The organism is Ancylobacter sp. (genome assembly GCF_965229075.1).
Lineage (GTDB): Bacteria > Pseudomonadota > Alphaproteobacteria > Rhizobiales > Xanthobacteraceae > Ancylobacter.
In genome coordinates, this window is record NZ_CBDDIO010000001.1 from 213761 (window position 1) to 237675 (window position 23915).

The 23915-nt window shown below is 68.3% G+C and carries 20 protein-coding genes; 6 read left to right on the top strand and 14 right to left on the bottom strand.

Annotated features, from left to right (window positions below; genetic code table 11):
• Positions 1-47: 47 nt before the first annotated feature.
• From ACO07Z_RS01250 to ACO07Z_RS01285, 8 genes are all read right to left on the bottom strand, one after another.
• Positions 48-1508 (bottom strand): NAD-dependent succinate-semialdehyde dehydrogenase, encoded by a 1461-nt coding sequence (locus ACO07Z_RS01250; protein WP_421697039.1) that lies wholly within the window; start codon positions 1506-1508, stop codon positions 48-50.
• 110 nt (positions 1509-1618) lie between these two features.
• Positions 1619-2794, bottom strand: a complete 1176-nt coding sequence (locus ACO07Z_RS01255) for a nucleotidyltransferase family protein (RefSeq protein ID WP_421697040.1) — start codon at positions 2792-2794, stop codon at positions 1619-1621.
• Between the two features lies 1 nt (position 2795).
• The gene (locus tag ACO07Z_RS01260; RefSeq protein ID WP_421697041.1) at positions 2796-3554 is read right to left on the bottom strand and encodes a hypothetical protein; all 759 of its coding nucleotides are present in this window, start codon (positions 3552-3554) and stop codon (positions 2796-2798) included.
• A gap of 9 nt (positions 3555-3563) precedes the next feature.
• Positions 3564-4004, bottom strand: coding sequence for an HPr-rel-A system PqqD family peptide chaperone (locus ACO07Z_RS01265; protein ID WP_421697042.1), 441 nt, complete (start codon positions 4002-4004; stop codon positions 3564-3566).
• Positions 4005-4532: 528 nt separating this feature from the next.
• On the bottom strand, positions 4533-4862 hold the full coding sequence (locus tag ACO07Z_RS01270) for an HPr-rel-A system PqqD family peptide chaperone (protein ID WP_421697043.1): 330 nt from the start codon (positions 4860-4862) through the stop codon (positions 4533-4535).
• Between the two features lie 46 nt (positions 4863-4908).
• Complete coding sequence (locus ACO07Z_RS01275) at positions 4909-5715, bottom strand: HPr kinase/phosphorylase (RefSeq protein WP_421697044.1); 807 nt, start codon at positions 5713-5715, stop codon at positions 4909-4911.
• A 52-nt stretch (positions 5716-5767) separates the two neighbouring features.
• Positions 5768-8686 (bottom strand): DNA translocase FtsK, encoded by a 2919-nt coding sequence (locus tag ACO07Z_RS01280; RefSeq protein WP_421697045.1) that lies wholly within the window; start codon positions 8684-8686, stop codon positions 5768-5770.
• A gap of 179 nt (positions 8687-8865) precedes the next feature.
• Positions 8866-9186 (bottom strand): GNAT family N-acetyltransferase, encoded by a 321-nt coding sequence (locus ACO07Z_RS01285; protein WP_421697046.1) that lies wholly within the window; start codon positions 9184-9186, stop codon positions 8866-8868.
• 179 nt (positions 9187-9365) lie between these two features.
• On the opposite strand from ACO07Z_RS01285, the gene ACO07Z_RS01290 reads away from it, so the two are divergent.
• Positions 9366-9977: a nitroreductase family protein gene (locus tag ACO07Z_RS01290; protein WP_421697047.1), complete on the top strand. Its 612-nt coding sequence runs from the start codon at positions 9366-9368 to the stop codon at positions 9975-9977.
• 83 nt (positions 9978-10060) lie between these two features.
• Positions 10061-10420: a hypothetical protein gene (locus ACO07Z_RS01295; RefSeq protein ID WP_421697048.1), complete on the top strand. Its 360-nt coding sequence runs from the start codon at positions 10061-10063 to the stop codon at positions 10418-10420.
• Between the two features lie 74 nt (positions 10421-10494).
• On the opposite strand, the gene ACO07Z_RS01300 is transcribed toward ACO07Z_RS01295, so the two are convergent.
• From ACO07Z_RS01300 to ACO07Z_RS01310, 3 genes are all read right to left on the bottom strand, one after another.
• Positions 10495-12681 carry a malate synthase G gene (locus ACO07Z_RS01300; protein ID WP_421697049.1) on the bottom strand — a complete coding sequence of 729 codons (2187 nt, stop codon included), beginning with the start codon at positions 12679-12681 and terminating at the stop codon, positions 10495-10497.
• A gap of 394 nt (positions 12682-13075) precedes the next feature.
• Entirely contained in the window at positions 13076-14374 is a 1299-nt protein-coding gene (gene aceA / locus ACO07Z_RS01305) for an isocitrate lyase (protein ID WP_421697050.1), read from the bottom strand.
• Between the two features lie 179 nt (positions 14375-14553).
• The gene (locus tag ACO07Z_RS01310) at positions 14554-14805 is read right to left on the bottom strand and encodes a hypothetical protein (protein ID WP_244377719.1); all 252 of its coding nucleotides are present in this window, start codon (positions 14803-14805) and stop codon (positions 14554-14556) included.
• Positions 14806-14947: 142 nt separating this feature from the next.
• Between ACO07Z_RS01310 and ACO07Z_RS01315 the strand changes: the two genes are divergently transcribed.
• Positions 14948-16369: a helix-turn-helix domain-containing protein gene (locus tag ACO07Z_RS01315; RefSeq protein ID WP_421697051.1), complete on the top strand. Its 1422-nt coding sequence runs from the start codon at positions 14948-14950 to the stop codon at positions 16367-16369.
• A gap of 3 nt (positions 16370-16372) precedes the next feature.
• On the opposite strand, the gene ACO07Z_RS01320 is transcribed toward ACO07Z_RS01315, so the two are convergent.
• Positions 16373-18136 carry a chloride channel protein gene (locus ACO07Z_RS01320; RefSeq protein WP_421697052.1) on the bottom strand — a complete coding sequence of 588 codons (1764 nt, stop codon included), beginning with the start codon at positions 18134-18136 and terminating at the stop codon, positions 16373-16375.
• A gap of 193 nt (positions 18137-18329) precedes the next feature.
• On the opposite strand from ACO07Z_RS01320, the gene yghU reads away from it, so the two are divergent.
• On the top strand, positions 18330-19202 hold the full coding sequence (yghU, locus tag ACO07Z_RS01325) for a glutathione-dependent disulfide-bond oxidoreductase (RefSeq protein ID WP_421697053.1): 873 nt from the start codon (positions 18330-18332) through the stop codon (positions 19200-19202).
• 61 nt (positions 19203-19263) lie between these two features.
• Here the strand turns inward: yghU and ACO07Z_RS01330 are convergent, their stop codons facing one another.
• Positions 19264-20691 (bottom strand): MmgE/PrpD family protein, encoded by a 1428-nt coding sequence (locus tag ACO07Z_RS01330; RefSeq protein ID WP_421697054.1) that lies wholly within the window; start codon positions 20689-20691, stop codon positions 19264-19266.
• Between the two features lie 26 nt (positions 20692-20717).
• Positions 20718-21803: a tartrate dehydrogenase gene (locus tag ACO07Z_RS01335; RefSeq protein WP_421697055.1), complete on the bottom strand. Its 1086-nt coding sequence runs from the start codon at positions 21801-21803 to the stop codon at positions 20718-20720.
• Between the two features lie 307 nt (positions 21804-22110).
• Between ACO07Z_RS01335 and ACO07Z_RS01340 the strand changes: the two genes are divergently transcribed.
• Both ACO07Z_RS01340 and ACO07Z_RS01345 read left to right on the top strand, forming a co-directional pair.
• Positions 22111-22848: an FCD domain-containing protein gene (locus ACO07Z_RS01340; protein WP_421697056.1), complete on the top strand. Its 738-nt coding sequence runs from the start codon at positions 22111-22113 to the stop codon at positions 22846-22848.
• Between the two features lie 4 nt (positions 22849-22852).
• Positions 22853-23881 (top strand): PdxA family dehydrogenase, encoded by a 1029-nt coding sequence (locus tag ACO07Z_RS01345; RefSeq protein WP_421697057.1) that lies wholly within the window; start codon positions 22853-22855, stop codon positions 23879-23881.
• The last annotated feature ends 34 nt before the right edge of the window (positions 23882-23915 follow it).

Consider the following 23915-nt stretch of genomic DNA (forward strand, 5'->3'; position numbering starts at 1 on the left):
GGGACACTACGTCGTTACCCCACATCGCGGCCGCTGGCGAGGGCGCGTCAGACCCCGAGCTGGGTGACGAACTTGGTGTTCACATAGGCTTCCATCGCCTCGGTGCCGCCTTCCGAGCCATAGCCGGAATCCTTGATGCCGCCGAACGGCACTTCAGGCAAAGCGAGGCCGTGATGGTTGATCGACACCATGCCGCTTTCCACCCGGCGGGCGAACTCGTCGGCACGGGCGGAGGAGGTGGTGTAGGCATAGGCCGCCAGGCCATAGGGCAGGCGGTTGGCCTCGGCGATGACCGCCTCGGTGGAGGTGAAGGGCATGATCGGCACGACCGGGCCGAACGGCTCCTCATTGAGGATGCGCGCATCCGGGGAAAGGCCGGTGAGCACGGTCGGCGCGAAGAAATAGCCCTTATTGCCGATGCGCGACCCGCCCGCGTGCAGGGTGGCGCCCTTGGCGAGGGCGTCGGCGGTCAGCGCCTCCATCGCCTCGACCCGGCGCGGATTGGCCAGCGGACCCATGCGCACGCCGTCCTCAAGCCCATTGCCCACCTTCATCGCCTGCACAGCCTCGGTGAAGCCGTCGACGAAACGGGAATACAGGTCCTCATGCACGAGGAAGCGGGTCGGCGAGACGCAGACCTGGCCGGCATTGCGGAACTTGGCGCCGGAGAGCAGCTTGATCGCCACTTCCACATCGGCATCCTCGAACACCACGGCCGGGGCATGGCCGCCCAGTTCCATGGTGACGCGCTTCATATGCGCGCCGGCCAGCGCGGCCAGCTGCTTGCCGACCACCGTGGAGCCGGTGAAGGAGATTTTCTTCACCACCGGGTGCGGGATCAGATACTGCGAAATCTCCGCCGGCACGCCGAAGACCAGATTGACCACGCCCGCCGGCACGCCGGCATCGGCATAGGCGCGCACCAGTTCGGCGCAGCTCGCCGGGGTTTCTTCCGGGCCCTTGAGGATGACCGCGCAGCCGGCGGCCAGCGCGGCCGAGACCTTGCGCACCGCCTGGTTGATCGGGAAGTTCCACGGGGTGAAGGCGGCGACCACGCCCACAGGCTCGCGGTGCACCACCTGCTGCACGCCGGCGGCGCGGGCGGGAATGAGCCGCCCATACTGGCGGCGCCCTTCCTCGGCGAACCAGTCGATGATGTCGGCGGCGGCCAGCGTTTCCACCCGTGCCTCAGGCAGGGGCTTGCCCTGCTCCAGCGTCATCAGGGTGGAGATCGCCTCATGGCGCTCGCGCAGGAGTTCCGCCGCCTTGCGCATGATCTTGTAGCGCTCATGCGCCGGCGTGTGGCGCCATACCGCGAAGCCCTTCTCGGCGGCGTCGAGCGCGGCGTCGAGATCGGCGCGGCTGGCATGGGCGAGCGTGCCGAGCACCTCTTCGGTCGCCGGGTTGATGATGTTCTCGCTGGCGGGCGCGCCGCCATGGTCGCTGCCCCCGCGCCACTGGCCGTCAATAAAGAGCTGAACCTCGGGGTAGGACACGGAATGGGGCATGGCCGAACCTTTCGCGACAGGATGCTGGCCGCATACCTAATGCTCGCGACGCCGGACGGGAAGGGGGCGCGAGGTCCTGCCGTGGGGGCATGCGGCCGGGCGAGGGAGGCTCAGCGTAGCCAGGCGCTGAGCCGTGCGGCGCGGCGGGGGCGGGCGAGCGAGGGTGGCGTCGTGAACCGCCGCATCACTCTCAGGCGCAGGAAGCGCCTCAGCACGTCGTGCCACAGCGCCGCATAGGCGATCGGCCCGGCGCGGTCGTCCGCCACCGCCAGGCGCGGGGGAAACAGCTGCCGGCGCAGCACCCGCCAGCGCACACGCCACGGCGTGGAGGCTGAGGTCAGCAGCACCAGATCAGGGCTCGGCTCGTCCGCCGGCGTGGACGGGTGCCGCCCGAGATTGGCGACCACGTCGGGAAGCAGCGCGCTCACTTCCGCCGGCAGCGGTGCCATGGGGGTGGGCAGGGCGAGGCAGGCGGTGGTCAGATGCAGCGCCGCCTGCGCGCCCTTGCGCAGGCCGAAGCGGTCGCACAGGCGTCCGAATTCTGGCGTGCCGATGTTGCCGCCGGCCTGTTCCAGCACCTCGGCGAGGTCCCAGACATGGGTCAGCGGCGTGTCGAAGAGATGCTGTTCGAGGTGGTGGCAGAGATAGAGCGGCAGAAGCCGCCGGCTCGGCACGAGGAAGGGGGCGCCGCCGATCTCGGCCGTCTCCGCCTCCGCCCACAGCGCGTGCAGAAGAGCAGTGCGGTCGGCCTGGCCGACCCTGTCGCCCAGCGCCCAGTGCAACTCCACCGGCAGGCCGGCCGGCAAGGGCGAATGGAAAACGCGATGATAGGTGGTCTGGCGCCGCGTGCTGTCGCTGCGGAAACCCTGCGCGCCCAGCGCCGCCGCCATCGCCGCCACATCCGTCGGACGCACCAGAATGTCCATGTCGCCCATCGGCCGGCTGCCGAAATCGCCATAGATCCGGCCGGCGAGGTCCAGCCCCTTCAGCGCCATGACCGGCACCCCCGCCGCCGCGACCGCCGGCGCGAGCAGCGACAGGCCGGCGAGGGCGCGGATGGCGACATCCAGCTTGAAGCGGTGCAGTTCCTGCGCCACCTCCTCCGGCACGGCGATGTCCGGCGCGCGGGACAGGCGACGGGCAAGCAGGGCCTGCCCGTCGCGGGCGCGTACAAACTTCATGATCTGCGCCCAGCCGGCTGCGTCGAGGCCGCGCAAGGCAAGGTCGCCGGCCGCGTCCCAGCGCAGGCCGGCGTGCAGGAGATCGAGGCCGGGGGCGGGCGTCATGTCAGGCTGCAACGGGCACGCAGCCTCGTGCGAGGGAAAGCAGCGTGGCCCGGTCCATGCCGGTGGCGCGCAGCGAGAGCCAGCGTTCCGCCGGCAGTGGCACGATCAAGGTGAGCGCCGTCGCGCCGTCAGCGGCATTTGCCACGTGCAGAAGGGCGGTGCGCCCCTCGGCGAGCACCACCGCCTCGCCCACTCTCCCCTCGACGGCAGGGGGCGGCGAGGAGCGGTGCACCTGTTCCAGGACCAGCGTTCCCGTGGTGCCGTGGATCCAGTAGCTCGCGGTCTGGAAGGCGCCGTGCAGATTGTACCATTGCAGGATGCGCTCGAAGCCGAGGCCGGGCTGCGCGGCGGGCAGCAGCAGCGGCTCGCCGGCAAAGGCGGCCGCCTCGGCCGGGCTTGCGGGGATATAGGCGCGCATCTGCGCCGTCGGGTTGGCCGCCCAGCCGCCGCGCGCCTTCTCCCGGCGCGCCCGGCGCAGCAGCGCCTGCGCGGCTTTCACCATGCCGGCCGGGCCGAGCAGGCGCGCGACCCGGAACAGCAGGGCGGTGCCGCTGAGCACGCGCTCATTCTCGCCCTCGCCGAGGATCAGATAGGGACGGATCGCCCAGCCCTGCGGAAAATGCCGGCGCAGCAGGATCTGCGCCCTGGGCGAATAGACGCTCACCCGCGCCATATCCGGCGCGCGGGCGCCGATGAACTGCGCCAGGGCCGAGCAGGCGACACACTCATCGTCGAAGATCAGCGTCGTCCGCATGACCATGGGAGCGGGTCAACCCTCGGGTGTTGTGCAATAGCTGACCCAAACGCATTGCGGGAGTGCCATGCACACTGGCTCCGAGAGGCCACTGCACGAATCCCCCGACGCCGCGGCCTGTCGGGTCGGCATCATCACGCTGAGCACGAGGCCGGCGGCGAGGCTCTTGGCGGCGGTGGCGCCCAGGGCACGGCGGTCGAGCGAGGCGGCCGCCTGCAGCAGTTCCAGCTCGGTGAAGCGGTCGAGCGCGGCATCGACGAGATCTCCGGCCTCGCCTGCCGTCAGCCCGCCTTCCGCCGCCAGCGCCCGCACCATGGTGTCGCGGTCGTGGCGGCCGTCGCACAGGTTCCACACCTTCAGCGCCTGCGGGTTGAGGCAATGGGTCTGGCGGCTGGCGGAATCATAAATCACTGCCTGCCCGTCCACGAGGGTCGAGAACAGGCCGGTCTTACGCATCGCTGGGGGCACGACGGTCACTCACACGTCTGACAATGAACGAGAATTTTCCGGGCCGCTGCGTCAGCCTCGCCCCGCTCTCCGTGCACGCACCATGCCGGGAGAACGGCGGCGGCGCAAGACGGGAGTACCGTTCCCGGCTGATGTCTCCGATTCATCGCACCCGCGCTGAGGGACCTCAGGTCGAGCGGCGGAGCCCCGTCGCGATAGGCGGGCGATCGCACCGCGCCGACCAGGGCCGTGACCGCGTGCAGAACAGCGCTTTCGCTGGCACCGGGCCGAGCGCCCTTTTCCAGCATGCCGGCGCAGCAGGATCTACGCCTTGGGCGAATAGACGCTCACCCGCGCCATGTCAGGCGCGCGGGCGCCGATGAGCTGCGCCAGCGCCGATCAGGAGACGCCTTCATCGTCCAAGATCAGCGACGCCCGCATAACCATAGGCGAGAGTTAGATAGGGGTTGCAACGCATAGGCCGATCCACGTGCAGCCCGAGGTTGCACGGCAGTTATCTTCATCGAGGGCTTCGCACTAATCCCCCGAGGCAGCCGCCTGCCGGGTCGGCATCATCACGCTGAGCACGAGGCCGGCGGCGAGGCTCTTGGCGGCGGTGGCGCCCAGGGCACGGCGGTCGAGCGAGGCGGCCGCCTGCAGCAGCTCCAGCTCGGCGAAACGGTCGAGCGCGGCATCGACGAGCTCGCCGGCTTCGCCTGTCGGCAGCCCGCCCTCCGCTGCCAGCGCCCGCACCATGGCGTCGCGGTCGTGGCGGCCGTCGCACAGGTTCCACACTTTCAGCGCCTGCGGGTTGAGGCAATGGGTCTGCCGGCTGGTGGAATCATAAATCACCGCCTGGCCGTCCACGAGGGTCGGAACAGGCCGGTCTTACGCATCGCTGGCGGCACGACGGTCACTCACACTTCTGACAATGAACGAGAATCTGCCGCGCCGCTGCGTCGGCCTCGCCCCGCTCTCCTTGCGCGCACCATGCCGGGAGAACGGCGGCGCCGCAAGATGCGAGTACCACCTCGGGCTGATGTCTTCCGTTCATCGCATGGGCGACGAGCCGCAGCACCGCCTCGCCGGCGCTGAGCGGCCTCAGGTCGACCGGCGTTGCGCCGTCGCGATAGGCGAGTGCCAGCACCGCGCCGAGCGGGACGGTGCCCGCGCGAAGAAGGGCGGCGTCGGTAGTGCCCGGCAGGGCATCCGCTCCCGCCATGTCGGCGCGCAGAGTGAGGGGGCGCGTGAGCAGGCGCGCCCGCCCCTCCCGATCCAGCACCGCCACATCGTCCGAGACATAGGTGGCGCCGGCGCGCACCAGCGCTGCGGTGAGCGTGCTCTTGCCGGCCCGGCTGGGGCCAGGCAGCAGGATCGCGTGGCCTTGATAGAGCACGACACCGGCGTGGATGAAGGCGCAGTCGCGGGCGAAGGCACCGAGCTGGTAGTCCATCCGCTGGGCGAGCAGCGCGGCGAGCTGTGCCGTCGTGACGCCGTCGCCAAGCCGCGTGCCGTCCTCGACGAGGAGGAAACGGGGCGCGCTGTCCTGTGTGGGGTCCGATACGGTGAGGGTGAAACGCACATCCGGAGCGACGCCGTCAGCGGGTTGCCAATAGGCCGGCAGCGCGTTCAGGCAGGCGAGGCGCGCGGTGGGGTCGGCGCAGTCGATTTCCATGACGGCGCCGAAGGCCGACAGGCGCAGGACAGGGGAAGCCGGCATGCGCCTGTTCCGTCGGTGGGCGCCCGGCCAATGCGCGGCCGGGCGAGGGAACTCAGCGGGCGTCGCGCAGGATGTCGCGCTTGCCGGCGTGGTTGGCCGGGCCGACGATGCCTTCGTTCTCCATACGCTCCATTAGCGAGGCGGCGCGGTTATAGCCGATCTGCAGCCGGCGCTGGATGTAGGAGGTTGACGCCTTCTTGTCGCGCAGCACGGTGGCGACCGCCTGGTCGTAGAGATCGCCGGTGTCCTCAGCGCCCATGGCCGACTTGTCGAACACGGCGGTGTCCTCGACCACCGGCTCCTCGTCCTCGTCGGCAGTGACCTCTTCCAGATATTCCGGCCGCGCCTGGCTCTTGAGGTGCTCGACGACGCGCTCCACCTCCTGGTCGGAGACGAAGGGGCCGTGGACGCGGGAAATGCGCCCGCCGCCGGCCATGTAGAGCATGTCGCCCTGGCCGAGCAGCTGTTCGGCGCCCATTTCGCCGAGAATGGTGCGTGAGTCGATTTTGCTGGTCACCTGGAAGGAAATACGGGTCGGGAAATTGGCCTTGATGGTGCCGGTGATCACGTCGACGCTCGGGCGCTGCGTCGCCATGATGAGGTGGATGCCGGCGGCGCGGGCCATCTGGGCGAGGCGCTGGATGGCGCCTTCGATCTCCTTGCCCGCCACCATCATCAGGTCGGCCATTTCGTCGACCACGATAACGATGAAGGGCAGGGGAGCGAGATCCATGATCTCCTCTTCCTCGATCAGCTCGCCGGTTTCCTTGTCGAACCCCTTCTGCACCGTGCGGGTGATGATCTCACCCTTGGCGTTCGCCTCCGCAACGCGGGCGTTGAAGCCGTCAATGTTGCGCACGCCGAGGCGGCTCATCTTCTTGTAGCGGTCTTCCATCTCCCGCACCGCCCATTTCAGGGCGACGATGGCCTTCTTCGGGTCGGTCACGACCGGGGTCAGCAGATGCGGGATGCCCTCATAGACCGAGAGTTCCAGCATCTTCGGGTCGATCATGATCAGCCGGCACTGGTCCGGGCGGTGCCGGTAGAGCAGCGAGAGGATCATGGTGTTGATGGCGACCGACTTGCCGGAGCCGGTGGTGCCGGCAACCAGCAGATGCGGCATGCGGGCGAGATCGACGATGACCGGCTCGCCGCCAATGGTCTTGCCGAGGCCAATGCCGAGCTTGGCGCGGGCGGCCTCGAATTCATGGCTGGCCAGCATCTCGCGCAGCCACACGGTCTCGCGGCGCTGGTTGGGCAGCTCGATGCCGATGACGTTGCGCCCTTCCACCACGGCGACGCGGGCGGAAATCGCGCTCATCGAACGGGCGATGTCGGCGGACAGGCCGATGACGCGGCTGGACTTGATGCCGGGCGCGGGCTCCAGCTCATAGAGTGTGACCACCGGGCCGGGATTGGCGTCGATGATCTCGCCGCGCACGCCGAAATCATGCAGCACCTGCTGCAGCTTCACCGAATTGCGGTCGAGGAATTCTTCCGACAGCTCATAGTCCGGCTCGCTGTGCGGCGGCTCGGTGAGCAGTTCCAGCGGCGGCAGTTCGTAGCCGTCGCTTGCCTCGGTCTCCGGGCGGGGGGCGGGACGGGCCGCGCGCGGCGCCGGCGCCACGGGGGCGGCCACCGGAGCGGCAGCGGGAGGCGTCGCGACGGGTGCGGGCGGGGTGACAGGCGCGGGCGCTGCGGAGGCTTGCGCCTGCGGGGCGGTGGAGACCGCCACCATGCCGAACATCGGCCAGGAGAAGGAGAGATCGGCCGGCGTGGCGCTGTAGCCGGAGAAACCGCCGAGGATAGCGGCCGGCGCGGCGGGCTCCTCGCTCACGGCCTCGTCCGCGTGGCTGGCGTCGGCGAGCAGGTCTTCGGCAGCTGCGGAGGCCGCGACGTGCGCGTCGTCCTCAGCCGCTTCGTCCTCGAACACGTCTTCGTGGGCGGTATCGTCCTCGGCATCGTCGGAGAGGTCCTCGTCCGTCTCCTCGGCGAAGTCCTCGTCCTCGAAGCCGTCATCCTCGGACGCAAACTCGTCCGCCTCGTCCTCCGCGACGAAAGCCGGTGCGGCGAAGACGGGGGCGTCTTCCGCGAGGGTGTCCTCAACCGCCGGGGCTTCAGACGGGAGCGGCGTATTCTCGGCCGTGGGCGCGGCGGGAGCCCGCACGGCGCCATAGCGCGCGGCGAGCAGGCGCTCCTCCTCGGGGAATTCGTCCTCATAGGCGCCGTCTTCCAGCGGGACGAGGTCGTAGACATCCGCGACATCATTGGCGGCGGTGAACGGCGCTTCCGGCACCCAGGCGGCGGCGGGCGTGACCGCGGCCGGGATCACCGGCGGGGTGTCGTAGCCGAACTGGATCATGGAGGCGACCGGCGTCGCCACAGGCTTCGCCGCCGGCGCGACAGGCGGCGGGGCCACGCTCTTGGTCCCGGTCTGCGCGCCGATCTTCGCGGCCGGCCCTGCCGACGGCGCGGCGGGCATCGGCTTCGTGACAGGCGCGGCCGGCACCACCTCGGGCTGGGCCGAGAGTGCGCGGCGGGCATGGGCGACGATGAGCGGCTTCGGCGCGGCGCCAAGCGGCGGCTTGCGCGGCGGCACGCGCAGCACCGGCGTCTGCGAGGGGCGCGGCGGGGCGACGATGGCGGTCGCGGTCGCCGGCGCTTCCGGCTGCGGCGCCGCCACCGGCTGGCGCATCAGATAATCCGGCGTGCGGGTGAAGCGCGTATTGGGCGGCATGGTGAAGGGCTGCAGCCAGCTCGGCACCATTTCGTGTTGCGGCGCGACGATGGGCGCCTTGGCCACGGGGGGCGCCTTCGCCACGGGGGAGGCCGACGGCTTCGGCGCCTTGGGCGGCGGCGGGGCGTAGGTCACCTGCGGATTGGCGCGGGAGAACACATGAGTCTGGGCGCTCGCCTTCGACTCGGAAGCCTTGTCCGCATTCGGATCGGAGGGACGCGCCGGATTACGCATGGGACGCTGAAACCTTTGCCACTACTGCCGTTGAGCCTGCCCCGCCCGGCGCGCGAGGCGCCGTCGAGGCCGTGCCATATGGTTAGGCGAACAGCGTTAACGAACGGTATGAGGCGGCAGATTTCCCGGCGGTAAAGTGGCGGCTCCCCCGGCGCTGTGGCTACCGGGGGAGCGGGGCGTCAGGCCGGCAGGCCGAGCGTGGCGCGGATTTCCGCCGGCATCAGGTCATGCGTCTCGGGGTGCTTCATCATGTAGCGTCCGAACACCGAGCAGCGCGGCACCACGGCGAGGCCACGCTGGCGGGCGCTGGCAAGCCCGGCTTCGACCAGCTTGGTGGCGAGCCCGCGCCCGCCGAGTTCCGGCGGCACTTCGGTGTGGGTGAAGATGATGTGGTCATGCGCGAGAATATACTGCGCAATGGCGAGCTGGCCGTCCTGCTCGATTTCGAACCGGTCGGCGGCGCGGTTGTCCCGCACCGGGATTTCGCCGTTGATGCTCATGCTGGTCTCCTTGGGGGCGCCCGGTTCGGGTTCGTGAGCGTATGCCGTGATTGGGTGGGCGCCGGTGGGATATTGTCGACCAAAACGGACGCAGCGTCGCCCCCCGTTTCGGCCTGCGGGGTGAAATTATCGGCTGGCTCCGATATAGCGCAGGCTCCTTCGCAGGGAAGAGAGTGCCCATGATCGCGCCAAGCCGCCGCCCGCCGTCACCGGAAACGCTCGCGCTGCTGGAGACCCGCCGCTCGGTTGCCGCCGCCGCGCTGCAGGCGCCGGGGCCGAATGCGGACCAGACGCAGCTTCTGCTGACCATCGCCGCCCGTGTGCCCGATCACGCCATGCTGGTACCGTGGCGCTTCATCCTCATCGAAGGCGCGGCGCGCGCCGAGATCGGTTCGCGACTGGCGCAGGCCTATCGCGACAACAACCCGCATATGCCGGAGGAGAAGCGGGAAAAGTTCGCCGCCATCATGGGCCGGCTGTTCCCCGCCCCGCTGGCGGTGGTGGTGGTGAGCCGCCCGGTGGCGGGCAGCGCCATTCCCGCCTTCGAGCAGGAGCTTTCCGCGGGCGCCGTGTGCATGAACCTGCTCACCGGCGCGGCGGCGATGGGGTTCGACGGCATCTGGGTCACGGGCTGGGCGGCGACGCATCAGGCGGCGCTCACGATCCTCGGCGTGGGCGATGGCGAGCGGGTGGCCGGCATCCTTCACATCGGCACCGCTGCGGAACCCCCTGCCGAGCGGCCGCGCCCGGATGCGGCGGCGCTCACCACGCGCTGGTCGCCGCCGGGGTAAGCGCGCATAGTCCGCCTACATGAGCAGCCTCACTTGGCCACCTTATTGGCCGGACTGATCGCGCGAATAGAGGTGGGGAGCCGATGGCGGAGTGGACCTGTGTGCCATGGGACGATGTTATCTCTCGCCTTGATTGGATCGTCGCGCAGGCACCAGAGCCGTTTGACCAGGACACCATCGATAACGGCCGCGAGCTGATCCACTATCTCCGCGAGCACTTCGCCCCGCCGGATGCATTTGACAAAGGCTGCTGGAGTACCTTCAGCCTGGTCTGGGACAATTTCGAGATCGAAGTGTTCGGCGAGAGGTTTGAAATCTATCGATTTTTCGAGGGTGCGACGGACATTCTGCATTTCTCACATCGGCCGGGCGAGACCTTCACTCCTGAATTCCTCGCCCAGCTTCGAATGCCGCCCCTTCGGGATTCGCCGCCCGCGCCATGAAAAAGGCCGCCCCGGCGCACCGGGACGGCCTCTTCTTCGGCGCTTGGCGTTTTGGCGCTTCCTCGAACGGTGGATCAGGCGGCGGCCTGGGCCTGGGCCTGCGCGCGCTTGGCCTCGCGGCGGCGGCGGGTGAGCACGAATTCGGTGTAGCCGTTGGGCTGGGCGCGGCCTTCGAAGACGAGATCGCGGGCGGCGCGGAAGGCGAAGCCGTCATAAGACGGGGCCATCGGCACATAGGCGGGGTCGCCCGCGTTCTGGCCGTCGACCACCTTGGCCATGCGGCGCAGCGTCTCCTCGACCTGCTCGGCGGTCACCACGCCATGCATCAGCCAGTTGGCGACGTGCTGGGAGGAGATGCGCAACGTGGCGCGGTCTTCCATCAGCCCGACATCGTGAATGTCCGGCACCTTGGAACAGCCGACGCCCTGGTCGACCCAGCGCACGACATAGCCGAGAATGCCCTGGATGTTGTTGTCCAGTTCCTCCTGCACCGCCGCCGGCTCCCAATTGCCGCGGTCGACCACGGGGATGGTGAGCAGGTCGCGACGCGAGGCGCGCTTGCGGTGGCGCAGTTCCGCCTGCCGCTGGAACACGTCCACCTTGTGGTAGTGCAGCGCATGCAGCGTGGCGGCGGTGGGCGAGGGCACCCAGGCGGTGTTGGCGCCGGCGAGCGGATGGGCGACCTTCTGCGCGATCATGTCGGCCATGCGGTCGGGCATCGCCCACATGCCCTTGCCGATCTGGCCGTGGCCGTCGAGATGAGCCTCCAGGCCGGCATCGACATTGTTGTCCTCATAGGCCTTGATCCAGGCCTGCGCCTTCATCTCGTTCTTGCGCACCATCGGGCCCGCTTCCATCGAGGTGTGGATCTCGTCGCCGGTGCGGTCGAGGAAGCCGGTGTTGATGAACACCACGCGCTCGCGGGCGGCGCGGATGGAGGCGGAGAGGTTGGCGCTGGTGCGGCGCTCCTCATCCATGATGCCGATCTTCAGCGTGTTGAGGTCGAGCCCCAGCGCCTGCTCGACACGGGCGAACAGATCCACCGCGAAGGCGACCTCCTCCGGGCCGTGCATCTTCGGCTTGACGATGTAGACCGAGCCGGCGCGGCTGTTGCGCAGCTCGCCTTCGCCCTTGAGGTCATGCAGCGCGATCAGCGAGGTAACGGCGGCATCGAGAATGGCCTCGGGAATCTCCCGGCCCTGCGCGTCCAGCACCGCGTCCGTCATCATGTGCTGGCCGACATTGCGCACCAGCATCAGGCTGCGCCCGTGCAGGGTGAGTTCCTCGCCGGTGGGCGCGGTGTAGCGGCGATCGGCGGCGAGGCTGCGCTCCACCGTCTCGCGGCCCTTGGCGAAGCTGGCGCTGAGCGTGCCCTTCATCAGGCCGAGCCAGTTGCGATAAACCAGCACCTTGTCCTGCGCATCGACCGCCGCGACGCTGTCCTCACAATCGACGATGGTAGTCACCGCCGCCTCGATGACGATGTCGGCGATGCCGGCGGCGTCGGTGGCGCCGATGGGGTGGGTGCGGTCGATGACGATGTCGATGTGCAGGCCGTGATTGACCAGCAGCACGGAAGACGGCGCCTCGGCCGCGCCATCGAAGCCGGCGAATTGCGCGGGGTCCTTCAGTGCGGTGCGGGTGCCGGAGGCGAGTTCGACCTCCAGCGCGCCCTCGGTGACGCGGTAAGCCACGACATCGGCATGGCTGCCGGCGACCAGCGGCACGCTCTCGTCGAGGAAGGCGCGGGCGCTCTCGATCACCCGCCGGGCGCGGACCGCGTTGAAGCCGTTGGAGCGGGTGGCGCCGCCGTCCTCGGGGAGCGCGTCAGTGCCGTAGAGCGCGTCATAGAGGCTACCCCAGCGGGCATTCGCGGCATTCAGCGCGTAGCGGGCATTGGTGACGGGGACCACCAGCTGCGGCCCGGGAATGCGCGCGAGTTCCTCATCCACCTTGTCGGTGACGACCTCGAAGGCGTCCGGCTCCGGCAGCAGATAGCCGATCTCCGCCAGGAACACCTCATAGGCGACGGGGTCGATCGGCTTGTTGCGGTGGGCGCGATGCCAGGCGTCGATCTGCGCCTGCAATTCGTCGCGGCGGGCGAGCAGTTCGGCGTTGCGCGGGGCGAAGTCGCGCACAATGCCGGCGAAGCTTTCCCAGAAGGCGGCCTTGTCCACCCCGGTGCCGGGAATGGCTTCATTATTGATGAAATCGACAAGGGAGGAATCGACCTTCAGGCCGGCGACGTCGGTATGAGTCATAACGGGTCCCTTCACGCGAGCGGATGGCCGGTTGCCGCGAGCCGCCGGCACAGCTGTCCATTCACATAAACAAAAGTGCGGGTGCGGCGCAACATCGCAGATAGTCGGATGCGGCCGCGATTCACGGGGCAATCCTTGCCGGATAACGCCTCTCGCTGCGTTTGCGTTGCAGCGAAGGGTGAAACTCACCCTGGGTTGACCAAACGTCATTTGGCGCGAGGAGGCCCGGAACAACGAAAACGTCACCCCGGGGAATGACGAAAGCGTCACCCTAGGGGATGACAAAGATGTCACCCCGAGGATGTCCGGCTCGCGCCGGACCCGGTGGCGGTTTTCCCCGAACCGCCACCGGGCGCGCGGCATGCGCCGCCCCGGGGTGACAAGGTGGTGCGCCTCAGAACTGGGCGGTCTCGGTCGAGTCCTGCATCGCCGTGGTGGCGCTCAGGCCTTCGCTCAGCACGGTGGCGATGGCGTCGAAATAGCTGGTGCCCACTTCGCGCTGGTGGCGCGTGGCGGTGAAGCCCTGCGCCTCGGCAGCGAACTCGCGCTGCTGCAGCTCGGAATAGGCGGCCATGCCGTCTTCCCGGTAGCGCCGCGCCAGCTCGAAGGTGGTGAAGCACTGGTTGTGGAAGCCGGCCAGCGTGATGAACTGGTACTTGTAGCCCATGGCCCCCAGTTCGGCCTGGAAGGTCTTCATCTGCGCCTTGTCCATGTGCTTGGCCCAGTTGAAGGACGGCGAGCAGTTATAGGCGAGCATCTTGCCCGGATGCACACGGTGCACGCCTTCGGCGAAGCGGCGGGCGTCGTCGAGGCTCGGGGTCGAGGTTTCGCACCACAGAAGATCAGCATAGGGCGCATAGGCGATGGCGCGGGCGATGCCGGCCTCGAAGCCGCCATTGTAGCGGTAGAAGCCCTCCTGGGTGCGCTCGCCGGTGATGAAGGGCCGGTCCAGCTCATCCACGTCCGAGGTGATGAGCCGGGCCGATTCCGCATCGGTGCGCGCCATGATGACGGTCGGCACGCCGAGCACATCGGCCGCGAGGCGGGCGGCGTTCAGCGTGCGGACGAATTGGCGGGTGGGCACCAGCACCTTGCCGCCGAGATGGCCGCACTTCTTCTCCGAGGCCAGCTGGTCCTCGAAATGCACCGCCGCTGCGCCGGCCTCGATCAGAGCCTTGGTCAGTTCATAGGCGTTGAGCTGGCCCCCGAAGCCGGCTTCGGCATCGGCGATGATCGGCACGAAGAAGTCGTGCTGCGGGCCCTTGGTGCCGTCCGCGCGCTCCATGGTCTGGATCTGGTCGGCGCGCATCAGCGCCTTGTTGATGCGCCGGACCACCGCGGGAACGCTGTCGACGGGATAGAGGCTCTGGTCGGGGTACATGTCGCCGGCGGAATTGCCGTCCGCCGCCACCTGCCAGCCGGAGAGATAGATCGCCTCCAGCCCGGCCTTCACCTGCTGCATCGCCTGGATGCCGGTATAGGTGCCCATGGTCGGCACGAAGGCCTGGGTCTGCAGCAGGTCCCAGAGACGGCGGGCGCCATTGGCGGCGAGCGTGTGCTCGATGCGCAGCGAGCCGGCGAGACGGGCGACGTCAGCGGGAGTGTAGCTGCGATGAATGCCGCGCCAGCGGTCGGGCGCCCAGCTCGGGGCGGGGAAGCTGTCGGGCGAGTGGGGGCGAGTCTGGTCCAGCATGGTCGTTTCCTGAAGCAAGATCGGAAGAAGAGAGAGACGCGGGGGCCGAGGAGGGGGCGGCTCCCGCGCCGGCCACGCCGCGTCGCGCGTCCTCGACGCGGGCGGGCCTGAAGTCGCGCGGCGCGAGGTCGAGCGGGGCGAAGCGGGGCGGGCGAAAGCGGGGGCGGGCGGCCATTCGCCTAGCGCGCGCGGCGGGTGTAGGTCGCCGCCACCAGACGGCCGCCGAGCAGGGCGCCGACAAGGGCGTTCATGTCGTCCTGGCCGGGGGCCATGGCGATGCGGTGCCGGCCGATGCGGTGGACGATGGTGAAGTCCTTCGCCGCCAGCCCCTGGTCGCGGAAGACCTGGCCGATCTCCTCGGCGTCGCCGCCGATGATGGTGATGAATTCCTCTTCACCCATATTGGTGCGGGTGTCGGTGCTCGCGCTCATGTCAATTCCTCCCTGCGGGTGTGATGTAAAGATTTAACACTCGACTTCGAAAGGCAAGAAAGATAATGATTTGAGCGTGTTAAGCTGATAAGACTTGTAAAGTTTACAGGTCGATTTTGTAAAGCCAGCAAAGGGCCGGGCCATGCTCGCCACCACTGAACCGCGTATCGGCAGCCGGGTGCAGAGGCTGCGCCGCGCCAAGCGCATCTCGCAGGCGGACCTTGCCGGCGCGCTCGGCATTTCCGCGAGCTATCTCAACCTCATCGAGCATAATCGCCGCCGCATCACCGTGCCCCTCTTGATGAAGCTGGCGGGCTATTTCGGCATCGAGCCGGGCGAGCTGGTGGAGAATGACGAGACCCGCCTCGTCGGCGATCTGATGGAGCTGTTCAGCGACGAATTGTTCGCCGAGAACGCGCTGACCAATCAGGACATACGCGACCTCGCTTCCTCAAATCCCGCCATCGGTCGGGCCGTGGTGCGGCTCTATGACCAGTTCAAAACGCTGCGCGAGGCACACCGCACCGGCGCCACAGGGGCGATCGAGGGGGAGGGCGGCTATCACTCCTCCACCGATGCCGTCTCCGATTTCATCCAGGAGAACGCCAACTACTTCCCGACGCTGGAAGCGGAGGCGGAGCGTATCCGCCACGATATCGACTTCGCCTCGGATTCCTTCGAGCACGGGCTGAAGACCTACCTCGCCAATGTCTTCGGCCTCAACTGGCGCTCCGCCTCGCTGCCGGCCGGCATTGCCCGGCGCTATGACGCCGGGGCGCATGAACTCATCACCGCCGAGGTTCTGCCGCCGGAGTCGGCGCTGTTTGTCGTCGCCCACCAACTCGGCCTGCTCGCGGCGTCGCGGCAGATCGACGAGCTGATCGCCGCCGCCAACCTGCCGGACGACGCGCCCATCGTCACCCGCAACGCGCTGGCGAGCTATTTCGCCTCGGCGCTGGTCATGCCTTATGAGCCATTCCTCGCCGCCTGCCAGGAGACACGCTACGACATTGAGCGCATCCAGCGCCGTTTCCGCACCAGTTTCGAGCAGGTGTGCCACCGCATGACCACGCTGCAGCGGCCGGGGCGCAGCGGCATCCCGCTGCATCTCGTGCGCACCGACATTGCCGGCAACATCTCCAAGCGCTTCTCGCTGTCGGGCATCCATATTTCCCGCCATTCCGGCGCCTGCCCCCGCTGGAATGTCTATGCCGCCTTCTTCCACCCGGAGCGGATCAATGTTCAGCTGAGCCAGATGCCGGAGGGCCAGCGCTATTTCTGCATCGCCAAGTCGATCACGAAGGGCGGCCACCGGCACAACGCGCCGCGCCGGCACCTCTCCATCGGGCTGGGCTGCCATATCAGCCATGCGCACCAGATGGTCTATTCCGACGGCATGAACCTTTCCGACCCCTCGCAGACCGTGCCGATTGGGGTCGGTTGCCGGATCTGCCCGCGGCTCGACTGCGAGCAGCGCGCCCAGCCGCCGACCGACCACCGCTTCACGCTGAACGAGATCGACATGTCCGAGAGCTTCTATGCTCCGGCGCGGCGGGGACTGTGACGCTCACCCGATCTTCTCGCCCGTGACCTCGCTGAGCCGCCGGCGCATCTCGTCGCTATAGCGCTTCACCGCCTGTGCCTCGCTGAGCACGCCGGCCACCGTGCCGTCGGGCAGGGTGACGGCGAGCGCGTCGGCCTCGCTGCGCTCGAACAGGTCCAGCGCCTCGCGCAAAGTGGCGGTCGGGCGCAGCGCGGTGTCGGTATGGCGCAGCAGCGGGCGCAGGCCGGCGGGCGCGTCGCCCTCCACCGGCTCGAACAGCGCGGCGGGCGCGATCATGCCGGCATAGCGGCCGTTCTCGGTGGCGACGAGAGCGGCGGTGGCGCCGGGCGGGTAGCGCCGACGGGCCTCCATCAGCGGGGTGTCGACCTCGATGAGCGGCACCTCCCGGCGCATCAGCGTGGCGACAGTGAGTTCGCGCAGCCAGCCGACATCATGCGCGCCGCGAATATTCTCGCCGCGCAGATGGAAGCGCCAGGTAGCGAAGGAGAAGCCGAACAATAGCCGCGTCGCCAGCGAGGCGGTGCCGGCCGCCGCCAGCACCGACAGGGTCAATTGCAGATTGTCGGTCATTTCCAGCGCCAGCAGCGTCATGGTCATCGGCCCGCCGACCACGGCGACGGCGAGCGCGCTCATGCCGATCAGCGCGTAGAAGGCGTGGGCGGTGACAAGATCGGGCAGGATCAGGCTCATGCCCCCGGCGAAGACACGTCCCGCCATCACCCCCATCAGCAGCGAGGCGAAGAACAGGCCGCCGCGAAAGCCGGCACCGATGGAGACGGACGAGGCTGTGACCTTCGCCACCAGCAAAAGGGCGGCGAGCATGAGACCGGTATCGGCGGCGAGGAAATGATAGACCGCGCCATGCCCGGCCGAGAGCACCGCCGGGTTCCATAAAGCAAGTGCGCCGACGAGGAGACCGCCCGCAGCCGGGCGCAGCCAGGCGGGCAGGGAGGAGCGGCGAAAGCCCGCTTCCACGAGCGTCGCCCCGCGCATCACCGCGATGCCGACCAGCGCGCAGAACAAGCCGAGCAGCAGCACCGAGGGCAGATCGGACAATTGCGGGGCATGCAGCGCCGGCAGCGGCGTGTGGTGCGGCGGCGCCAGCAGCTGCTGGGTAAGGGAGGCGGCGAAGGTCGCGGTCATCATCGGCACGAAGGCGGGGATGGCATAGGTGCCGAGCACCAGCTCGAAGCCATAGAACGCGCCCATCAGCGGCGCGTCGAACGCCGCGCCGATGGCCGCGCCGGCGCCGCAGCCGACCAGCAGGCGCAAATCCCCGCGCCGGACATGAAACACCCGGCCGAACCAGGAGGCGAGGCCGGCCGCCGCCTGCGTATAGCCGGCCTCCAGCCCCACGGAAGCGCCGACCCCGCTGGAGAACAGCGTCTGCAGCGCGACAATGAGGCTGTCGCCCGGCGACATGCGCCCGCCATGCAGCGCATTGGCTTCGATGGGGTCGACCGGCGGGCTGGCCCGCGTGCGCAGAAAGGCCCGCACGCTCAGGCCGAAGGCGAGGCCGCCAAGCGTGGGAACCAGCAGAAGCATCACCGGCGCTATCCCGGCCGTGGTCGACAGATGCGCGGCGGTGGGAATGCGGAACAGCAGTTCGTGCAGGCCCTGCAGCGCCATGTTCATGGCGATGACGACCAGCCCGGCGGCCACGCCGACCAGCGCGGCGAGGGCGACGACGCCGAGTTCGCTCGCCCGCACCAGCCGGCGCAGGCCCCGGGGCATTCCGTCCTCGCCGCTGGTGCTATCGGAGGTCACGTCCCGCTCGCCCAAATCCCTTATGCCTGACTAGGCAAGGACGCGGCCGGGCGCAACGCCTGACCTTGGGTCGCGTCGCCGCGATGTGATGGGCGTGGGGATGACCGCGCCGCCGGGCCGGCTAAAGTCACGCCCGACGTCCCACGGATTCGGCGCCGCCTGCGGGCCGGCCGCCGCGCATGGAGAACCCCTTATGTCCGATACCTACACCCCGCCCAAGGTCTGGGTCTGGAACCAGGCCAATGGCGGCGCCTTCGCCAATATCAACCGCCCGACCGCCGGGGCGACGCATGAAAAGGCGCTGCCGGTCGGCAAGCACCCGTTCCAGCTCTATTCGCTCGCGACGCCGAACGGGCAGAAGGTGACCATCCTGTTCGAGGAGTTGCTCGCCGCCGGCCACACCGGGGCGGAATACGACGCCTGGCTGATCAAGATCGGCGAGGGCGAGCAGTTCGGCTCCGGCTTTGTCGAGGTCAACCCGAACTCGAAAATCCCGGCGCTGATGGACCGCTCCGGCGACACGCCGATCCGGGTGTTCGAATCCGGCGCCATCCTGCTGCATCTCGCCGAGAAGTTCGGTGCCTTCCTGCCGACCGAGCCGGCCAAGCGCGCCGAGTGCCTGTCCTGGCTGTTCTGGCAGATGGGCAGCGCGCCCTTCCTGGGCGGCGGCTTCGGCCATTTCTACGCTTATGCGCCTGTTAAGATCGAATACGCCATCGACCGCTACGCCATGGAGGCCAAGCGCCAGCTCGACGTGCTGGACCGGCGGCTTGCCGAGACCCGCTATCTCGCCGGCGAGGACTACACCATCGCCGATATGGCGGTGCTGCCCTGGTATGGCGCGCTGGTGAAGGGCTGGGCTTATGGCGATGCCGGCACCTTCCTCTCCGGGCACGAATACACCAATGTCGTGCGCTGGGCGGATGAGCTGTTCGCCCGGCCGGCGGTGAAGCGCGGGCGCATGGTCAACCGCATGACCGGCGAACCGCACGAACAGCTGCGCGAGCGCCACGACGCCGGCGATTTCGATACGCGGACGCAGGACAAGCTGGAAGCCGCAGGCTAACGCCACGCATGAAAAAGGGCGCCCCGGGGCAGGGGGCGCCCTTCCTCGCGACGGGGCGGCGTCAGGCGCAGAGGCGCGTGAGCTCGCGGATATCGCGCAGCTGTTCCAGCCGGCGCACCGTCTCGACGATGGATTCGGTCTTGGCCTTGTCCCATTTGGCGAATTCGGCGCAGCCACGGAACTTGTCGGCGGCCTCGTCATACGTCATCGGGTTGGCCGGGCTGCCCTTGCCGAAGTCGGAGCGGCCGGAAATAGTGCGGCCGTCCTTCATGTGGATGTCGATGATGGTGGTCATCTTGTCGTAGCCGGCGGCTTCCGCCTCCGGGTGGACATGGAAATTCACCCGCTCGATCATCGCCTTCACATCGTCCCGCTCCACCGTCTCGTCGGTGAATTCCGGCAGGCTGCCGCGCCCGTCGAGCAGCAGGATGGCCATGCAGAATTCCATCGAGAACTTGGCCTGAAGCTCGTTCTTCGGGCGGTGATGGATCAGCGCGTTCGGCATGTTCTGGTTGGTGCCGACATCGACCCGCTCGACATCCTCGGCCTTGATGGAATGGGTGCGGATCAGTTCCAGCATCTTGGTCATGCCGGGATGGGTGAGCGAGCCCGACGGATGCGGCTTGATGGAGACGCCCGGCGAGGCGAAGGTCCAGGGCTGGCCTAGCTTGCCGACGATGGCGGTCGGATCGAAGCCGCCGCCCGCCGCCTGGAAGAAGCCGCGCGGCGCTTCCAGAATCTTGTCGGTGGTGGTCCAGCCCAGCGCGGCGAAATCGGCCGCCACCACGCCGCTCTCCGAGGAGCGGCCGGCGTGGAACGGCTTCATCATGGTGCCGAAATTCTCGCGCAGTCCGGCCGACTGGCTGCCGGCGCAGCCGAAGGCACGCACCATCTGCTCGACATTCAGCCCCTTGAGCTTGCCGGCGGCGGCGGCGGCGGCATAGGTGCCGCAGGTCGCGGTGGCATGGAAGCCGTGCTGATAGTGGCGCGGGTTGATGGCCTCGGCGATCTTGCACTCCACCTCGACGCCGAGATGATAGGCCAGCATCATCTCCGTGCCGGAGGTGCCGGCGGCTTCCGCCACGGCGAGCGCGGCCGGCAGGGCCGGCGCAGTCGGGTGGGTCAGCAGGCCATAGACGCGGTCCTTGGCGACCGCGAGCTGGGTGTCGTCATAATCATCGGCATGGATGCCGACGCCATTGGCGAAGGCGGCGAAGCGCGGCGGCACCTTCAGCGACGTGCCGATGACGGTGGCCGGCCCTTCCTGGATGCCGAGGCTCCTGAGATAGGCCTGAATGTGCTCGCCGCTTTTCGCCACCGAGCCGGAGAGCGCGAGGCCGATGCCATCAAGGATCGACTTCTTGCCGAGTTCGACCACGTCGGCCGGCAGGTCGGCATAGGAGGTGCCGACGACGAATTCGGCCACGTCCTGGGTCAGTCCCTCGACGATGGGCTGGGCCTGGGCGGGATTGGTCTGGTGCAGCGTCATGGGGCGTTTCCTTTTTATGTCGGGCGTCAGGCGGCTGGGGCGCGGGCGGCGACGGAAGGCAGGGCGCCGATGATGGCGTCGGTGAGTTCGCGCGTGCCGGCGGTGCCGCCGAGATCGCGGGTGAGGCTGTCGCGGCGGGCGAGCACGTCCTCGATCGCCTTTTCGATGGCGCTGGCGGTCGCTTCCTCGCCGAGATGGCGCAGCATCATTGCCCCGGACCAGATCTGACCGATGGGATTGGCGATGCCCTTGCCGGCGATATCCGGCGCCGAACCGTGCACCGGCTCGAACATGGAGGGGTAGTCCTTCTCCGGATTGATGTTGCCGCCGGGCGCGATGCCGATGGAACCGACCACCGCCGGGCCGAGATCGGACAGGATGTCGCCGAACAGGTTGGAGGCGACCACCACGTCGAACCAGTCCGGGTTGCGGACGAAATGCGCGGTGAGAATGTCGATGTGGAACTGGTCGGTGGTGAAGCCGGGATATTCCTTCGAGATCGCGGCGAAGCGCTCGTCCCAATACGGCATGGTGTGGCTGATGCCGTTCGACTTGGTGGCCGAGGTGACGTGCTGCTTGCGGCCCTTGGCCAGCTCGAAGGCGTAGCGCATCACCCGGTCGCAGCCGCGGCGGGTGAAGATGGACTGCTGCATCACCAGCTCGTCCTCCAACCCCTCATAGAGCCGGCCGCCAATGGAGGAATACTCGCCCTCATTGTTCTCGCGCACGACATAGAAGTCGATCGAGCCGGCCTCGCGGCCCTTCAGCGGGCTTTCGACGCCGGCGAGCAGCTTCACCGGGCGCAGATTCACATATTGGTGGAAGCTGCGGCGGATCGGGATCAGCAGGCCCCAGAGCGAGACATGGTCCGGCACGCCGGGAAAGCCGACGGCGCCGAGGAAGATCGCGTCCTTGCGGCGGATCTGCTGCAAGCCATCGGCGGGCATCATCGCCCCGGTCTTGGCAAAGCGCTCGCAGCTCCAATCGTAATGGGTCCAGTCGAAGGAGAAGCCGCCAATGCGGCTCGCCGCCTCTAGAACGCGCTGCGCCTCCGGCACCACCTCATTGCCGATCCCGTCGCCGGGAATGACCGCTATGGAATAGGTCGTCATGGGAACTCCTTGGAGATCAGGCGGGATTTCGGCGGCGGCACCGCGACATGTGCGGCAGGACAGTGTTCAAGGTCTCGCCAACTGTCAACAATTTTTCAATGAGTGGTGGCAGGTCCCGGGCGGGAGGCCGCTGCGGAGACAGCGGCTGTTTGTGTAGAAAAGCGCGATTTTTCAACGCTTCACCTGCGGTGCCGCAAGAGGGTGCGGGCTTTCCTAGCGGCAGCGCGGCACTCCCGCCTGCGCCGTCATTCAGCGTATTTTGGCTATCATTGTTGACAATTGGCGATTCTGGCGGCGAAATGGCGCCATGCTACGCCCCGTCGCTCCTCCCCCGCGCACGCCCCGCACCGCCTCCTTCGTGCCGCTGATCCAGCGCGAGATCGAGCGGATGATCGGCACCGGCGAGCTCACCGGCGGCACGCGCATCAATGAAAGCACGCTGGCGCTGCGGCTCGGCATCAGCCGGGGCCCGGTGCGCGAGGCGTGCCGGGCGCTGGAGCAGATTGGCCTGCTGCGCAGCGAGCTCAATCGCGGCTTCTTCGTGCGCGAGGTCTCCACCAAGGAAGCGCTCGACCTCTACGACATCCGTGCCGGCCTGTTCGGCACCGCCGGGCGATTGGCGGCCGCCATCATCACCACGGTGCAACTGCGTGAGATGGCGGAACTGATCGCGCAGATGGACGCGGCGATCGACGCGCCCGACATCGCCACCTTCTACACGCTGAACAACGAGTTCCACCGCCAGGTCGTGCTCGCCTCCGACAATGACAAGCTGATCGAGCTCTACCCGTTGCTGGAAGCGGAGCTGCATTTGTTCCGCCGGCGCGGGCTGGTGCTGCCCGGCTCGATGCGCACCTCCAATGACGAGCACAAGGCCATTTTCGAGGCCCTGCGCCAGAGCGACGGCACCGGCGCCGCCCGGCTGCTGGAGCGGCACATCCTCGCCGGCAAGGCCCGCTTCCTGCGCACGTTGGAAGACGACAGCGCCACCGAGGCGCGGCCCGGCCCGCTCGACCCCCGACAGTCACGCCCCAAGGACAGGTAGTTTCATGACCGCGCACCCGCTCCCCATTCTCGCCCTCACCCCCGGCGATTGCACAGGCATCGGCCCGGAACAGACCGCGCGCCTGCTGAGCGAGGGCGGCTTCGACGGTGAGGCGCGGATCGTCGTGGTGGGCGACGCGCGGGTGATGGAGATGGGCGCGCGCCATGCCGGGGTGAGCCTGAACCTTGTGCGCTACGCCTCGCCCGGCGCGGTGGACTGGAACGCGCCCGGCATTCCCCTGGTCGATCTGGGCAATACCGACCCCGACCTGTTCCCGCTCGGCGTCGCCAATCCCGAGTCCGGCCGGCTGACCGGCGACACGCTGGCCCGCGCCATCGACTTCGCCAAGGCCGGCGAGGTGGACGGCGTGTGCTTCGCCCCGCTTAACAAGCAGGCCATGTTCAAAGGCGGCTGGCGCTTCCCGGACGAGCACAAGATGTTCGCGCATCTGCTCGACCATAAGGGCCCGTTCAGCGAGATGAACGTGCTGGAAGGCCAGTGGATGACGCGCGTCACCTCGCATGTTTCGCTGCGCACGGCGCTGGACCAGGTGACCTATGACAGCATCTGCGGCGCGCTGCGGCTGGCGGATGAGACGATGCGCAAGGCCGGCATCGCCCGCCCGCGCATCGCGGTGGCCGCGCTCAACCCGCATGGCGGCGAGGGTGGTTTGTTCGGCACCGAGGAGATCGACTTCATCCGGCCAGCGGTGGAGGCGATGGCAAAGGAGGGCATCGCCTGCGAGGGGCCGTTCCCGTCCGACACCGTGTATCTCAAGGCCTTTGCTGGCGCCTATGACAGCGTGCTGGCGATGTATCACGACCAGGGCCAGATCGCGACCAAGCTCAAGGGCTTCAACAAGGGCGTGACCATCACCGCTGGGTTGGAGGTGGTGTTCACTACCCCGGCGCATGGCACGGCGTTCGACATTGTCGGCAAGGGCGTCGCGGATATCGGCGCGTTCCAGTCCGCCGTCCGCCTCGCCGCCCGCGTCGCCGCGCGCAAGATCGAGGCCCGCGCCGCCGCGGCGTGAAGTGCCTTTTACCACTTCCCTCTCCCCATTGGGG

Coding starts and splice junctions, on each gene's coding strand:
- ACO07Z_RS01255 (WP_421697040.1), bottom strand. CDS start 2,794: ATGACGCCCGCCCCCGGCCTCGATCTCCTGCACGCCGGCCTGCGCTGG.
- ACO07Z_RS01295 (WP_421697048.1), top strand. CDS start 10,061: ATGGCGGAGTGGACCTGTGTGCCATGGGACGATGTTATCTCTCGCCTT.
- ACO07Z_RS01250 (WP_421697039.1), bottom strand. CDS start 1,508: ATGCCCCATTCCGTGTCCTACCCCGAGGTTCAGCTCTTTATTGACGGC.
- ACO07Z_RS01310 (WP_244377719.1), bottom strand. CDS start 14,805: ATGAGCGCGAGCACCGACACCCGCACCAATATGGGTGAAGAGGAATTC.
- ACO07Z_RS01285 (WP_421697046.1), bottom strand. CDS start 9,186: ATGAGCATCAACGGCGAAATCCCGGTGCGGGACAACCGCGCCGCCGAC.
- ACO07Z_RS01335 (WP_421697055.1), bottom strand. CDS start 21,803: ATGACGACCTATTCCATAGCGGTCATTCCCGGCGACGGGATCGGCAAT.
- ACO07Z_RS01280 (WP_421697045.1), bottom strand. CDS start 8,686: ATGCGTAATCCGGCGCGTCCCTCCGATCCGAATGCGGACAAGGCTTCC.
- ACO07Z_RS01330 (WP_421697054.1), bottom strand. CDS start 20,691: ATGACGCTGCACCAGACCAATCCCGCCCAGGCCCAGCCCATCGTCGAG.
- ACO07Z_RS01275 (WP_421697044.1), bottom strand. CDS start 5,715: ATGCCGGCTTCCCCTGTCCTGCGCCTGTCGGCCTTCGGCGCCGTCATG.
- ACO07Z_RS01260 (WP_421697041.1), bottom strand. CDS start 3,554: ATGGTCATGCGGACGACGCTGATCTTCGACGATGAGTGTGTCGCCTGC.
- ACO07Z_RS01340 (WP_421697056.1), top strand. CDS start 22,111: ATGCTACGCCCCGTCGCTCCTCCCCCGCGCACGCCCCGCACCGCCTCC.
- aceA (WP_421697050.1), bottom strand. CDS start 14,374: ATGCTGGACCAGACTCGCCCCCACTCGCCCGACAGCTTCCCCGCCCCG.
- yghU (WP_421697053.1), top strand. CDS start 18,330: ATGTCCGATACCTACACCCCGCCCAAGGTCTGGGTCTGGAACCAGGCC.
- ACO07Z_RS01300 (WP_421697049.1), bottom strand. CDS start 12,681: ATGACTCATACCGACGTCGCCGGCCTGAAGGTCGATTCCTCCCTTGTC.
- ACO07Z_RS01265 (WP_421697042.1), bottom strand. CDS start 4,004: ATGCGTAAGACCGGCCTGTTCTCGACCCTCGTGGACGGGCAGGCAGTG.
- ACO07Z_RS01345 (WP_421697057.1), top strand. CDS start 22,853: ATGACCGCGCACCCGCTCCCCATTCTCGCCCTCACCCCCGGCGATTGC.
- ACO07Z_RS01290 (WP_421697047.1), top strand. CDS start 9,366: ATGATCGCGCCAAGCCGCCGCCCGCCGTCACCGGAAACGCTCGCGCTG.
- ACO07Z_RS01315 (WP_421697051.1), top strand. CDS start 14,948: ATGCTCGCCACCACTGAACCGCGTATCGGCAGCCGGGTGCAGAGGCTG.